This is a genomic window from Actinoplanes sp. NPDC023936 (genome assembly GCF_040639325.1).
In the GTDB taxonomy this organism is placed as follows: Bacteria; Actinomycetota; Actinomycetes; order Mycobacteriales; family Micromonosporaceae; genus Actinoplanes.
Genome location: NZ_JBEZZR010000059.1, coordinates 25,006 through 37,878, shown reverse-complemented (window position 1 = coordinate 37,878; position 12,873 = coordinate 25,006). Strand labels below are relative to the sequence as shown.

The window sequence follows — 12,873 nt, the reverse complement described above, 5'->3', positions numbered from 1 at the left end:
GGCATGAGAACTCCCGCTCAAGCCCTCAACGCGCTACTCTCAGCACCGCTACCAGCACAAACAGACTGTGTTGCAACCACCGATTGAATCCGCCCACATGACCTTCGGCCAGACCTTCGTCGCCGTCCACCGTGGCCACCGGCGCCCGCATATGCTGCGCCGGTGACACAGCCGGTTTCCTGGATCCCGCCTGTCCTCTACGGCTCGGTGCTGGCCGGCGGGGTCTACTACTCCGCGGTCGGTCCGGGCCTCACCTGGCGGACCGCTGGATTCGCGGGTTTACTCGCCGCGCTCACTGTCGTGGACATGCGGGATCGGCCGATCCCGCCGAGCCTGCTGCTGGCGCTGCGGATAGTGCTGCTCGCCGGGGTGACGGCGCTGGACGCGTCCGGTCTGTCGCGGGTCTTGTTCGTGCTCGTGCCGTTCCTGGCCTACTTCGCCTTCGGCCGGACTGCCGCACTGCTGCTGGGCGCCGGCTGTGTCGCTGCGGTGGCCGGCGCTTTCACGCTGTGGGTGCCCGGCTGGCACGTCCGCGCCGAGTACATCTCGGATCTGCTGATGTTCGCCCTGGGAATCGTGCTGGCGATCGCCATGGCCGCCGTCGCGACCGGCGAGCAACGCGCCCGGCGGCAACTGGCGGGCACCCTCGAACAGGTGGCCGACCTGTCTGCGGCGAACGAACGCAACCGGCTCGCCCGCGAGATCCACGACAGCCTCGGCCACCATCTGACCGCGATCGGTATCCAACTGGAGAAGGCGGAGGCGTTCGCGTCCCTGGACTCCGCGACCTCCGCCCAGGCGGTGTCGAACGCCCGCTGGTCGGCGGATCGGGCGCTGGACGAGGTCCGTACCTCGGTCCGGGCGCTGGGTTCCGCGACCGGATCGGTGGAGCTGTCCCGGTCGCTGGCCGACCTCGTCCGTCACCTCGACGGCGCGGCGGGGCGCGTGACGCTGGTCGTCACCGGCCGTGAACGGCGGCCGCTGCCGGTGCTCTACCGGGCGGCCCAGGAGGGTCTGACCAACGCCTGCCGACACTCCGGCGCGGCCCGGATCTGCCTCACCGTCGACTACGACGACCGGGGAGCACGCCTGACCGTCAGCGACGACGGCCGGGGATTCGACCCGGGCAACGAGGGGTTCGGGCTGTCCGGGCTCCGCGAACGGGTCCGGATTGCCGGCGGCGCCGTCGCGGTGGCCAGTTCCCCGGCAGGCACCGAGCTCACCGTGGAGGTTCCCTGGTGAACGTCACCGTCTTCGTCGTCGACGACCAGGATCTCGTCCGCGAGGGCATCGCGGCTCTGCTGGGCCTGCAGCCCGGCATCGAGGTGGTCGGCAGTGCCCGTGACGGCGCGGAGGCCATCACGGTCGTGCCCGGCTGCCGGCCCGACGTGGTGCTGATGGACGTGCGAATGCCCGAGATGGACGGCGTCGCGGCCACCATCGCCCTGCGCCGCCTGCTTCCCACCTGCAAGATCATGATGCTGACGACCTTCGACGACGACGAGTACGTCACCTGGGCGCTGAAAGCCGGTGCGGTCGGCTACCTGCTCAAGAACCTGCCCGCGGCCGATCTCGCCCAAGCGGTCCGCCTGGCGAACGCGGGTGTCGCCCAGTTCGATTCCGCGGTCGTCGGCCGGCTGGCCGCGGCCATGCCGGCGACCGACGTCCTCACGCCGCGGGAGATCGAGGTGCTGCGGTTCATCTCGGTGGGCGCGAGCAACAAGGAGATCGCGTCCCGCATGCATCTGAGCGAGGGCACCGTCAAGAATCACATCTCGCGCATCCTCAGTCGACTCAACCTTCGCGACCGTACTCAGGCGGCTCTCTATGCCAAGGAAAACCGCCTGCTCTGACCCGTGGTGGTCACCTATTCGCCGGCACCTTCGAACCGCTTCGGCGGGCCGGGTCCGTCATTCGGTGCATCACCTTGACGGTTGAGCGCCGGCCCATCAGGCGCATCAGACTCGCGGCGACCCGGTTGGTCGCACCGTCGATGACGCTCGGGCCCGGGTTGCGGCTCTCGAGGTGAGCGAGGGCGGTGGCGACGACATCATCAGGGGTACGCATCCTGGCACCGGCCGTGGCGTCGTCGGTTCCGACGACCGCGTTGAACTCGGTGCTCGTCGCCCCGGGGGACAGCACGAAGGCCGTGACTCCGGCCCCGCGCAGCTCCGCCCAGAGGGATTCGGTGAAACTGAGGACGAAGGCCTTCGCGCCCCCGTACACGGCCATGCGCGGTGACGGCGCGTAGGCGGCCATGCTGGCGACGTTGATCAGGAATCCGCCTGCCGCGATGATGTCGGGCAGGAACGCCGAGCTGAGCTGCACGGGCGCGGAGACGTCGACGGCTATCTCCTGTGCGAGGCGGGCGGGGTCTTCGCCGATGAAGTCGCCGAAGGTGCCGAAGCCGGCGTTGTTGATCAGACTCGTCGCACGGACACCTGCGGCGGCGACGGCCGCCCTCAGGTCCGGGCCCGCAGTCGGCGAGGTGAGGTCGAGTGTGATGGCGGTCGCGGTGATCCCATGCGCCTTCTCAAGCTCGTCGCTCAGCGCTTCGAGGCGATCGACGCGTCGGGCCACGAGGATCAGGTTCGATCCGCGGGCGGCGAGTGACCTGGCGAAGGAGGCGCCGATGCCGGAACTGGCTCCGGTGACGATGACGGTGTGACAGCGGTAGTCCATGCGGGGCATCTGAACTCCAAGCGCGAAGGGCCAGCTGTTTGCATCGTATGCCTCTCTGGCACTGAGTGCCAAGAGGGCACTCAACTATAGTGGTGGCATGAGCAATCAGGAGAGGCTGTGGACGCGATCGCGGCAGGCCGTCTACGCCGAGATCACCAGCGTTGCCATGGGCCTCTTCCTGGAGCAGGGATTCGAGCAGACCACGATCGACCAGATCGCCGCGACCGCCGCCATCTCGCGACGATCCTTCTTCCGCTACTTCGGGACGAAGGAGGACATCGTCCTTGGAGATCTGGCGAGCCAGGGACTTCTCCTGCGCGACACCCTGGAGGCGATTCCCCTGGCCGTGGCGCCGTGGGAGGCCCTACGAGAGGCGTTCCGGAAAGTCGACGGACTGACGCGGCAGCGCGACGTCATGCTCAAGATCGCCAAAATGATGTACGAGACGCCCTCGCTACGGGCCCGCAGCATCGAGAAGCACCTCCAGTGGCAGGAGCTGCTCGTGCCGAACATCCGGCTCCGGCTCGGCATCGACGGCGACGACCCGAGCGACCCGGCAGCGGACGCCATCGTCTCCAGTGCCATCGCCTGCCTCGATGTCGCAGGGCAACTCTGGGTGCGGACCGGCGGAACCGCCGACCTCGCCGACCTCTACGACCGCGCGGTCCTCGCCGTTCGCACTCCCATCGAGAAGACCTAAGCTCGGCTCATGGCAGCGCGCAGCATCGTCACCACCCGGGACTGGGACGCCGGGGCCGGCACGCTCACCCGCCACGAGCAGGTGGAATTCTCCGGACTCGACCTCTGCGAGACCGATCTGCAGGGGATCGAGTTCGACGGGTGCACGTTCCGCGACGCCCGCTTCAACTGCTCACAGCAGGCCGACGTGGCGTACCTGAACTGCACGTTCGTCAATTGCAACTTCTTCGACGCGACGCTGACGAACTGCAAGACGGTCGGCAGCCACTTCGAACGCTGCACCTTCGACATCACCACGATCGACGGCGGCGACTGGTCGTTCACGAGCCTGATCCGCGCCGACCTGAGCAGCGCCACCCTGACCGGCGTCCGGCTGCGGGAGACCGACCTGACCGGCGCGAAGCTCACCGGCGGCATCGTCCGGGACAGCGATCTCTCCGGGGCCACCCTGACCGCGGCCGATCTCAGCGGGTGCGACCTGCGCGGATCCGACCTCTCCGCGCTGAACCCCACGGAGACCGAGATCCGCGACGCGGTCATCACCGTCGGCCAGGCGGTCACCATCGCGATGTCCCTGGGCCTGCAGATCCGCGACTGACCCGGCCGGCTACGCGATCCGGCCGGCTACGCGATGGCCATCGCCAGCGCCGGCGTGCTGACCGGGGCGATGTGGCGCAGCAGCGAGCGGGCCGCCGCCACCACCAGGGCACGGTCGTGGGTGATCGCGAAGTCGAAGCGCCGGGCCGAGTCCGGGCCGTCGTCGCCGAGGTCGCGGGCGACCAGGGCGGCCGCGCGGTGCGGGCCGACCACGATCACGTTCCACTCGCCGCGCAGCCGGTCGTCGCCGAGGCACGCGCCACGGACGCCCGGCACCGGCTCGGCGGGCAGGCCGACGCCGAGCGCGGCGACGAGCGGGCTGTGCGCCGCGATCCGGCGGAAGCGGGCCGAGGTCGCCGGCGTGAAGTGCCGCGCCTCCTGGAAGCAGGCGAGCAGGACCGGCGGCTCGGCGCCGCCGGCCAGCGCCTCCAGGTGCCGGCTGAGCGGCATGAGCTGCGCTTTCGAGGTACGGGTGACCGGCCGCTCCGCCGACACGATCTCGAACGGCGTCCGGTCCGCCGCGACGGGCGCCGGCAGCAATCGCAGCGGCCGCCCGGTCCGGGCCGTCGACCGGCCGGCCGGCAGCGGCGCGGGCCGGCCGAAGTGCCAGCCCTGTCCCACCGTGGCGCCCATGGTGCGCGCCGCCGCCAGGTGCCGGGGCGTCTCGATGCCCTCGGCCAGCACCGTGGCGCCGCTGGCCTCGGCGTACGCGTAGACCGCGGCCACCACCTGTGCGGTGTTCGGGTCGTCCGGCGCCTGCAGCAGGCCCATGTCGAGTTTCACCACGTCGGGGTGGACGAACGGCAGCATCGCGAGCGACATCGGGTCCGCGCCGACGTCGTCGAGGGCGACGCCCCAGCCCGCGGCCCGGCAGCTCTCCACTGCCGACAGCAAGCCGGCCGGGTCCTCCGCGATGGCCCGCTCGGTCATCTCGGTGACCACCCGCAGCCGGCGCTGCGCCTGCTCGACCACCGGTTCCAGGTCGGCCGGGCAGCCGGCCCGCCAGGCAGTGGGCTCCATGTTGACGAAGAGCGTGAGCTCGGCGCCGAAGCCGGCGTCGAGGGCGGCCCGGTACGCCACGGCACGGCAGATCCAGTCCAGTTCGGACTCGCGACCGGCCGCCCGGGCGGCGGCGAACAGGGCAGCCGGGCTCTCCCACGGCGTGCCGGCGGGTCCACGGCTCAGCGCCTCGTAGCCGAGGACACGACCGTCGGCCAGGTCGATCAAGGGCTGGAAGACGGGCGTGACGGCACGCCGGTCCAGCACGTCATGGATGTCGAGCACGATCCAGCTGATCGGCAGGACGACCGGCCTGTTGAGGCCTTTCCCAGCGGGGCGCCGGACGGTTGAGGCCTTCCTAGCGAGGCGCCGGGGACTCCCGGCCCGTGCCCGCCTTGAAGCGGACCGCCTTGTGGGTGCCGTCACAGAACGGCTTGATGGCGGACCGCCCGCAGCGGCACAGGGCAACCGTGCCCCGCCCGGGGTCGATCGGCTGGCCGTCGGGCGTACGCAGCTCGAAGTCTCCGCGCACGATCAGCGGTCCGTCTTCGTACGGGACGATGGAGGCGCTCACGGTACGGCAATGCCCGCACAACGAGGACCGAAACTGATCGTTTGGACCGGGCCGGGCTGGGAAGCCAGTGGCCCATGAAACTTCCGTCCGCGCGCGGGCCGGTGTCGGCCGCGCTGATCGACGTCCTCGCCGGGCGAAGCGCCACGCTCCCGTCCCGCCCGGCCCTGGACGACGCCGACGATCTGCACCTGACGCTCTTCATCTGCTACGAGCTGGCCTACCGAGGGTGGGACGGCGTGGACGACACCTGGGAGTGGGACCCCGTGATGCTCCGGCTGCGGGCCCTCGCCGAACAGCGATTCATGGCCGCGCTGTACGACGTGGCCGGCCCGCCGGAACCTGTCGACCCGGCCACCGTGCCGTCCCGGCTGCGGGAGCTCGCCGACGCCGACATCGGCCCGTCGCTCTCCGGATACCTGCGCGGCCGGGCGACGTACGAGCAGTTCCGGGAGTTCGTCATGCATCGGTCGGTCTACCACCTGCGTGAGGCCGACCCGCACACCTGGGCCATCCCCCGGCTCGGCGGCGACCCGAAGGCCGCGCTCATCGAGATCCAGCTGGACGAGTACGGCGGCGGCCGGACCTCGCGGATGCACCAGGAACTGTTCAAGAAGACGATGAACTGGTTCGGGCTGGACACCACGTACGGCGCGTACGTGGACCAGGCGACCACGGCGACGCTGGCGAACAACAACCTGATGTCGCTGTTCGGGCTGCACCGCCGGAACCGCGGGATGATCATCGGGCATCTGGCCGCGTACGAGATGACGTCGACCCAGCCGAACCGCTCGTACGGCAACGGCCTGCGCCGGCTCGGTGGCGACGCGGACGCGACGGCCTTCTACGACGAGCACGTGGAAGCCGACGCTGTCCACGAGCAGATCGCGGCGCACGACATGGCCGGGGCGTTCGCCCGGGCCGAACCGGAGCTCGCCTCCGACGTGCTGTTCGGCGCCCGGTGTGCGCTGATCCTGGACGCTCTGTGGGCGCGGGACCTGCTCGCCTCCTGGGAAGCGGGGCGCCCGTCGAGCCGTACCCCCGAAATGGCGGAAGCGAAGGTCCTGGCCGCATGAACGCACTGCTGCAACTCGGTAAGGAACTCAAAGCCGCCGGCTATCACTTCACCACCGTGACGCCGGCCACCCATGACCGGGTCAACCGCCGGGCGGCCAACGCCCGCGCCCGTGACCTGCACGGCGTCTTCGGCTGGAGCCGCCCGTTCGGTCCGGGCGTGCTGCCGGAGCGGATCGTGGAGCTGATGGACGCCGCCGGCGTGCTGGACCGCCGCGGCGACGAGTGGCGCAGCAAGGTCCGCTTCTCCTCCTACGACGACGAGCTGTTCGTGCACTCGGCCTTCCCGACCGACGCCGAGGACTCGGTCTTCTTCGGCCCGGACACCTATCGGATGGCCGACGCCGCCTCGGCGCGGGCCGAAGCCCGGCAGTGGCCGGTCCGGCGGGCCGTGGACATCGGCACCGGGACCGGCGCCGGCGCGATCGCGGTGGCGAAGCGCTGCCCCGAGGCCGAGGTGTTCGCCGTCGACATCAACGACCAGGCCCTGGAGTACACCGCCGTCAACGCCGCGCTGGCCGGCGTCGGCAACGTCCGGCCGGTGCACAGCGACCTGCTCAGCGGCGTGGACGGCACGTTCGACCTGATCCTCACGAACCCCCCGTTCATGATCGATCCGGCCGGGCGGGCGTACCGGGACGGCGGGGCGAACGGCTACGATCTCTCCCTGCGGATCATCGATCAGGCGGTGCCGCGGCTGGCGCCCGGCGGGGAACTCGTGCTGTTCACCGGCACCGGCATCGTCGACGGCCAGGACCCGTTCCGGGAGGCCGCCGCCGAGCATCTGGCCGGCTCGGGACTCACCGTCGGTTACCGGGAAGTGGATCCGGACGTTTACGGTGAAGAACTGGACGGGCCCGCTTATGCACATGCCGAGCGGATCGCCGTCGTGCTCCTGACCGCACGCGCCGAGGGCTCGGCCGACATACTGGAGCAGCATCAAAACCCCGGTTGAGCCCATTCAGGAGATCTTGCATGACCGAGTCCGGCTTCGCCGACCTGCAACTGCGCCCGGAGCTGCTGAGGGCACTCAGCGACCTCGGGTACGAGGAGCCCACGCCGATCCAAGCGGAAGCGATCCCGCCCCTGCTCGACGGCCGTGACCTGCTCGGACAGGCGGCGACCGGCACCGGCAAGACGGCCGCGTTCGCCCTGCCGGTGCTGCAGCGCCTGGCCGGCGTCACCGCGTCCTCCCCGGCGGCGCTCGTCCTGGTGCCGACCCGGGAGCTGGCCATGCAGGTCTCCCAGGCCTTCCACCGCTACGCCCGGGACCTCGGCACCCGGGTCGTCCCGATCTACGGCGGGCAGCCGATCGGCCGGCAGCTGCAGGCGCTGGAACGGGGCGTCGACGTGGTGGTCGCCACACCGGGCCGTGCCCTCGACCACATCTCCCGGGGCACGCTCGACCTGAGCGGCGTCCGCACGGTGATCCTCGACGAAGCCGACGAGATGCTCGACATGGGCTTCGCCGAGGACATCGAGGCGATCCTGGAGGAGACCGCCGAGGACCGGCAGACGGTGCTCTTCTCGGCGACGATGCCGGGGCGGATCGACGCCATCGCGCGGCGGCACCTGCGAGAGCCCGTTCGCATCCAGATGGGCCGCGCCGAGCCCGAGCCCGGCGAGGCGCCGCTGGTCCGGCAGAGCGCCTACGTCGTGGCCCGCGCGCACAAACCCGCCGCTCTCGGCCGGGTGCTGGACGTCGAGGCGCCGACCGCGGCGATCGTCTTCTGCCGCACCCGGGAAGAGGTCGACCAGCTCACCGAGACCCTCAACGGGCGCGGCCAGCGGGCCGAGGCGCTGCACGGCGGGATGAGCCAGGAGCACCGCGACCGGGTCGTCAACCGGCTCCGCGACGGCCGGGCCGACCTGCTCGTCGCCACCGACGTGGCGGCCCGTGGCCTGGACATCGACCGGCTCAGCCACGTGGTCAACTACAGCCTGCCGGCGGCGCCGGAGACGTACGTGCACCGCATCGGCCGGGTCGGCCGGGCCGGCCGCGAGGGCACCGCGATCACCCTGGTGGAGCCGCGGGAGCACCGGATGGTCAAGGCGGTGGAGCGCACCACCGGGCAGCGGATCCACCTGCAGAAGGTGCCGACCGTCGCCGACCTGCGCACCCGGCGGCTGGAACTGACCCGCGCCGCGCTGCAGGAGACCCTGCTCACCGACGGCCTGGAGCGGTTCCGGGTGGTGCTGGAGACGCTCACCGACGAGTTCGACGTGATGGACGTCGCGCTCGCCGCGGTGAAACTGGCCCACGAGCTGAACGGTGGCGACCTCGAGGACGAGCAGGACATCCCGGAGACGGTGTTGCGGCCGGAACGGGAGCCGCGGCGGGACAACGCCCGTCCGGCGGGCCGCGGCGGGCGCAACAACGGGCCGACCGCGCGGCTGTTCATCAACTCCGGCCGCAGCAACCGGATCCGGCCGCAGGACCTGGTCGGCGCGATCACCGGTGAGACCCGGCTGAGTGGCCGGGACATCGGCGCGATCGAGATCGCGGACCGGTTCTCGCTGGTGGAAGTGCCGGCTGATGCGGCCGATGAGGTGATCACGGCGCTGCGGCACGCTTCGATCCGGGGACGTAAGGTGCTGGCGCGCCGCGATCGCGATCGCGACCGCCGCCCGTAACCGCACGCACCGCGCTGGGCCGTTTCAGCCGTTTCAGCCGCTCCACCGCGATCTTGGCGAACTACGCACGTCCGGGACACACGTCCGGGGCGTGAGCAGACCTCCAAGATCGCGGAGGGTCAGCGTGCCGCCGCGGGAATGGGCAAGTCGTGGAGGGCCGCGTCCGGGTTCGGCGGTGTCTTCACCCGGAACGCGGCCAGCGCCGCCACCAGACACGCCGCCGCGCCGGCCAGCAGCGCCGCCCGCGGGCCGCCCCAGCCGCTGATCCAGCCGGTCAGGACGCTGCCGATCGGCGTGGTGCCGATGTACACGAACACCCAGAGCGCCATGACCCGGCCCCGGTACTCCGGCGCGGTGTGCAGCTGGATCGTGGTCGACGCGAGCGTCGTGAACGCGAACGCCGCCGCCCCGGTGACCAGCAGCGCGATGGAGGCGGTGAGGACGCCCGGCGACAGCGCGACAGCGATCATCGCGACGCCGAACACGAACGCGGCGCGGACCAGGTAGATCCGGCGCGGATGCTTGATCAGCCCGACCCCGAGCGAGCCGGCGATCGAGCCGATGCTGAGGACCGTGGAGAGCAGGCCGTAGGTGCCGCCGTCGCCGTGGAACGTCTGCTTGGCGAGCACCGGCAGCACCACCGCGAAATTGAACGCGAGCAGCCCGACCAGCGACATCATGGCGAGCGGTACGAAGACCTGCTCACGGCCTCGCGCGTACCGGATCGCATCGGCCACTCCCCCGGCCTTCGCGGTGTGCCGGGCCGCCCCGAGCGGCTTGATCACCAGCAGCGCGGCGATCACCGCCAGGTAGGAGACGGCGTTCACCAGGAAGCACGGGATCACGCCGACCGCCACGATCAGCACGCCGGCCAGGGCCGGGCCGACCACCCGGGCGGTGTTCATCACGACGCCGTTGAGGCTGACCGCGCTGGACAGGTCCTCCGGCGGCACCAGCGAACCCACGAACGCCTGCCGGGCCGGTGAGTCGACGATCCCGACGATGCCGCCCAGCACGCTCACCGCCACGACCAGCGGGACGCCGGCGTGCCCGGAGGTGGCGAGGACCCAGAGCACGGCCGCGAGCAGGCCGTTGAGCGCCTGCGTGACGATCAGCAGGCGGCGCAGGTCGAACCGGTCGGCGATGTTGCCGCCCCACGGCCCGAACAGCAACGGTGGCAGGCCGCCGACCGCCAGGACCAGGCCGAGCGCGGACGCCGAACCGGTCAGCTGCAGAACCAGCCATCCCACCGCGGTCTGCTGCAGGAATGTGCCGCTGGCGGAGGCCACCTGCCCGGCGAAATACCACCGGAACGGTACGGACCTCAGCGCCCGGAAACTGTTACCCCGTGAACCCATGGCGCGGCTGTACCCGGCCACGCCACCAGTTGATCAGAAGGTGACGGAGGGCTCAGCCGGTGACCAGCGACTCGTACAGGTTGGTGACCTCGAGCACCATGCGGACCATCGGGCCGGGCTCGCGCACGCGCAGCGTGATGCCCTTCGCGTCGGCGGCCCGGCGGGCGGCGACCAGCACACCGAGCGCCGACGAGTCCAGGAACGTCACAGCGCTCATGTCGATGTCGAGACGTGTGCAGTCACGCCGGTCGACGATCTGCTGGAGGACCTCCCGCAGCACCGCGGCGTTCGCCACGTCCAGGTCCCCTTCCGGGGAGAGCACGAGAGTGTCGTCCTCGCGGGCGATCGTCCAGTCCATCGACGCCATCCTCCATTGATCGGCGGGCGGGCGCTGGTTACCCGGTTCAGGGAACCGTGAAACTGATTTCAGAGGCGAATGTGGACCCGGATGCTGGTGCCGTCCGGGCGGGCGTGGATCCGAACCAGGTCACAGAGCTCGTGTGCCAGGATCAGCCCGCGGCCGCCCTCCGTCTTCGCCGGCGGCGGGATCCGGCCGGCCAGCGGATCGGCCAGGTGACCGTGGTCGTCGATCTGGCAGACCAGCAGGCCCGGCTCGAGCCAGACGCTGAGCCGGCCGCCGGATCCGGTGTGCCGCAGCGTGTTCTCGGCCAGCTCGTTCGCCGCGAGCGTCAGGTCGTCGGCGCGGTCCGCGGAGAGTCCGGCCGCCAGCGCGCGGGCCGAGACGAACCGGCGGATCGCGGCGAGGTCGGACGGCTGGGTGTAGCGCCAGACGCCGGCCCGGTCGGGCACGTCGGGCAACGGCTGGTTGAAGTTCTCCGCGGTCCGGTAGGGGTCCCCGTACCACGGGCTGGGGCGGCGAGCTCCGCCGACGATCATCACGGGGTGGGTGCGCCACGCGTCGTGCAGCCGGGGGCGGTCCAGCCCGGACGCGTCGTAGGGGCACAGGATCGCGGCGTCCCGGCCGGCGAACACCGCGTTGATCATTGCCTCGTGCGCGGCACACGCGGGATATTCCACATCGGAGCGGCCGGGCCAGATCGGCTCGCCGATGATCGACACCCGGCGGCCGGCGTGCCGCGCGGCGAACGCGAGCAGCACGCCCGGGATGATCCGGCCGGGGTTGCGCCCGTCGGCCGCCATGTCGGCGAAGGTGACCGCGGCGCCGACGTCGGCGAGGGCGTCGCGCAGCGCGCTCAGGTTCGGACCGGGCACCGCGACCAGCACCGGATCGCCGGCGGCGACAGCGGAACGGACGAAACCGGTCGTGCCGCGCAGGTATTCCTGGCGGGTCGTGTAGAGCAGGCCGGGATGGTCGAACTGCGCCAACTCCGTGATCATGTAGTCGCTCCGTCGAAGGCGAGCAGCCGTTGCACGGCCGGGACGGCGCCGGCCACCCGGATCCGGTCCGGCTCCGCGGCCGCGACCCGGCTGAGGATACGCGCGGCAGCCGCGTCCAGAAACCTCAGGCCGGAGACGTCGACGATCACCGGCTGGTCACCGGGCACGGTGTCGGCCATCAGGTTTTCCATGATCGCAAGCAGCGCGTGCCGGTTCGACAGGTCCGCTTCGCCGTGCAGGCGGATGCCGCGCGGATCGGTCGTGCGCACCGCTCGCAGCAGCGGCACCGAGCGGGGATCGGTGCCGGCGTCCATGGTCGCCGGGTGCGACCAGGTGACCTGGCGCAGGTCGGCGTCGCGGAACAGCCGCCGGTCGTAGACGCACATCGCCATCGCGAACCCGTCGGCGAAGACCCGGTTGACGTTCGCTTCGTACCACCCGAGGCGGTCGCCGCCGGGAACCGGGGCGCTCGCCCACGACATGTCGCCGATGGCCCGCAAGCCGGTGAAACCGTCCGCTCTCGCCTCGGCGGACGCGGCCCGCCAGCCCTCGATCGTGGCCTCCGGATCGAATGCGCCGCCGGCCAGGTACGTCGCCTGGGGCGTCGCCATCCGCAGCGCGCCGGACGCGACGGCGGGCGCCAGCCCGGCCTCGATCGCCGGCTCGGCGGGACCGAAATACAGCGTGCGGTGGCCGTCGCGCAGACCGCCCCGGATGAACGTGACCAGGCTGCGCAGCCTGCTCGCGTCGTCCTCGACCACGACACAGACGTGGTCGCCCAGGCGCAGGCGGTCGAGTGCGCTGGTCTCGATCATCAGTCCCCCAATTCAGCCCGAGTCTACCCGGCGAATCGGCGGAAATCGGCTGTCACCCGTTCCGCAGCGTTCCACACTAGAGCGA

Annotated in this window: 14 protein-coding genes; 7 read left to right on the top strand and 7 right to left on the bottom strand. The window is 71.2% G+C overall.

Annotated features, from left to right (window positions below; translation table 11 throughout):
* Window positions 1–162: 162 nt before the first annotated feature.
* Window positions 163–1,242: a sensor histidine kinase gene (locus tag AB0F72_RS39915; protein ID WP_360443696.1), complete on the top strand. Its 1,080-nt coding sequence runs from the start codon at window positions 163–165 to the stop codon at window positions 1,240–1,242.
* Complete coding sequence (locus AB0F72_RS39910) at window positions 1,239–1,853, top strand: response regulator transcription factor (RefSeq protein WP_360443693.1); 615 nt, start codon at window positions 1,239–1,241, stop codon at window positions 1,851–1,853. The genes AB0F72_RS39915 and AB0F72_RS39910 overlap by 4 nt, the downstream gene beginning before the upstream one ends.
* A 10-nt stretch (window positions 1,854–1,863) precedes the next feature.
* Here the strand turns inward: AB0F72_RS39910 and AB0F72_RS39905 are convergent, their stop codons facing one another.
* Window positions 1,864–2,754: an SDR family NAD(P)-dependent oxidoreductase gene (locus AB0F72_RS39905; RefSeq protein ID WP_360443690.1), complete on the bottom strand. Its 891-nt coding sequence runs from the start codon at window positions 2,752–2,754 to the stop codon at window positions 1,864–1,866.
* A gap of 25 nt (window positions 2,755–2,779) precedes the next feature.
* Between AB0F72_RS39905 and AB0F72_RS39900 the strand changes: the two genes are divergently transcribed.
* Window positions 2,780–3,382 (top strand): TetR family transcriptional regulator, encoded by a 603-nt coding sequence (locus AB0F72_RS39900; protein WP_360443687.1) that lies wholly within the window; start codon window positions 2,780–2,782, stop codon window positions 3,380–3,382.
* Window positions 3,383–3,391: 9 nt separating this feature from the next.
* Entirely contained in the window at window positions 3,392–3,979 is a 588-nt protein-coding gene (locus tag AB0F72_RS39895; RefSeq protein WP_360443684.1) for a pentapeptide repeat-containing protein, read from the top strand.
* A 26-nt stretch (window positions 3,980–4,005) separates the two neighbouring features.
* Here AB0F72_RS39895 and AB0F72_RS39890 read toward each other — a convergent pair whose 3' ends face one another.
* Both AB0F72_RS39890 and AB0F72_RS39885 read right to left on the bottom strand, forming a co-directional pair.
* The gene (locus AB0F72_RS39890) at window positions 4,006–5,262 is read right to left on the bottom strand and encodes an EAL domain-containing protein (protein WP_360443681.1); all 1,257 of its coding nucleotides are present in this window, start codon (window positions 5,260–5,262) and stop codon (window positions 4,006–4,008) included.
* A 73-nt stretch (window positions 5,263–5,335) separates the two neighbouring features.
* Entirely contained in the window at window positions 5,336–5,551 is a 216-nt protein-coding gene (locus AB0F72_RS39885) for a CDGSH iron-sulfur domain-containing protein (RefSeq protein WP_360443678.1), read from the bottom strand.
* 74 nt (window positions 5,552–5,625) lie between these two features.
* Between AB0F72_RS39885 and AB0F72_RS39880 the strand changes: the two genes are divergently transcribed.
* The 3 genes from AB0F72_RS39880 to AB0F72_RS39870 are packed head-to-tail and all read left to right on the top strand — an operon-like array spanning window position 5,626 to window position 9,256.
* Window positions 5,626–6,624 carry an iron-containing redox enzyme family protein gene (locus AB0F72_RS39880; protein ID WP_360443675.1) on the top strand — a complete coding sequence of 333 codons (999 nt, stop codon included), beginning with the start codon at window positions 5,626–5,628 and terminating at the stop codon, window positions 6,622–6,624.
* Window positions 6,621–7,577, top strand: a complete 957-nt coding sequence (locus tag AB0F72_RS39875; RefSeq protein WP_360443672.1) for a class I SAM-dependent methyltransferase — start codon at window positions 6,621–6,623, stop codon at window positions 7,575–7,577. The genes AB0F72_RS39880 and AB0F72_RS39875 overlap by 4 nt, the downstream gene beginning before the upstream one ends.
* Before the next feature lie 20 nt (window positions 7,578–7,597).
* On the top strand, window positions 7,598–9,256 hold the full coding sequence (locus AB0F72_RS39870; RefSeq protein ID WP_360443669.1) for a DEAD/DEAH box helicase: 1,659 nt from the start codon (window positions 7,598–7,600) through the stop codon (window positions 9,254–9,256).
* A gap of 119 nt (window positions 9,257–9,375) precedes the next feature.
* Here the strand turns inward: AB0F72_RS39870 and AB0F72_RS39865 are convergent, their stop codons facing one another.
* The 4 genes from AB0F72_RS39865 to AB0F72_RS39850 form a co-directional block, all read right to left on the bottom strand.
* Window positions 9,376–10,614, bottom strand: a complete 1,239-nt coding sequence (locus tag AB0F72_RS39865; RefSeq protein WP_360443666.1) for an MFS transporter — start codon at window positions 10,612–10,614, stop codon at window positions 9,376–9,378.
* A gap of 52 nt (window positions 10,615–10,666) precedes the next feature.
* On the bottom strand, window positions 10,667–10,972 hold the full coding sequence (locus tag AB0F72_RS39860) for an STAS domain-containing protein (protein WP_360443663.1): 306 nt from the start codon (window positions 10,970–10,972) through the stop codon (window positions 10,667–10,669).
* A gap of 68 nt (window positions 10,973–11,040) precedes the next feature.
* The gene (locus AB0F72_RS39855) at window positions 11,041–11,973 is read right to left on the bottom strand and encodes a sensor histidine kinase (protein ID WP_360443660.1); all 933 of its coding nucleotides are present in this window, start codon (window positions 11,971–11,973) and stop codon (window positions 11,041–11,043) included.
* Window positions 11,970–12,788, bottom strand: a complete 819-nt coding sequence (locus tag AB0F72_RS39850; RefSeq protein ID WP_360443657.1) for an MEDS domain-containing protein — start codon at window positions 12,786–12,788, stop codon at window positions 11,970–11,972. Before AB0F72_RS39850 ends, AB0F72_RS39855 begins: the two co-directional genes overlap by 4 nt.
* Window positions 12,789–12,873 lie beyond the last annotated feature (85 nt).

Bases quoted from the DNA above. Each gene is read 5' to 3' on its own strand.
- AB0F72_RS39880 (WP_360443675.1), top strand. From the start codon at position 5,626: ATGAAACTTCCGTCCGCGCGCGGGCCGGTGTCGGCCGCGCTGATCGAC.
- AB0F72_RS39860 (WP_360443663.1), bottom strand. From the start codon at position 10,972: ATGGACTGGACGATCGCCCGCGAGGACGACACTCTCGTGCTCTCCCCG.
- AB0F72_RS39865 (WP_360443666.1), bottom strand. From the start codon at position 10,614: ATGGGTTCACGGGGTAACAGTTTCCGGGCGCTGAGGTCCGTACCGTTC.
- AB0F72_RS39850 (WP_360443657.1), bottom strand. From the start codon at position 12,788: ATGATCGAGACCAGCGCACTCGACCGCCTGCGCCTGGGCGACCACGTC.
- AB0F72_RS39900 (WP_360443687.1), top strand. From the start codon at position 2,780: ATGAGCAATCAGGAGAGGCTGTGGACGCGATCGCGGCAGGCCGTCTAC.
- AB0F72_RS39895 (WP_360443684.1), top strand. From the start codon at position 3,392: ATGGCAGCGCGCAGCATCGTCACCACCCGGGACTGGGACGCCGGGGCC.
- AB0F72_RS39875 (WP_360443672.1), top strand. From the start codon at position 6,621: ATGAACGCACTGCTGCAACTCGGTAAGGAACTCAAAGCCGCCGGCTAT.
- AB0F72_RS39855 (WP_360443660.1), bottom strand. From the start codon at position 11,973: ATGATCACGGAGTTGGCGCAGTTCGACCATCCCGGCCTGCTCTACACG.
- AB0F72_RS39870 (WP_360443669.1), top strand. From the start codon at position 7,598: ATGACCGAGTCCGGCTTCGCCGACCTGCAACTGCGCCCGGAGCTGCTG.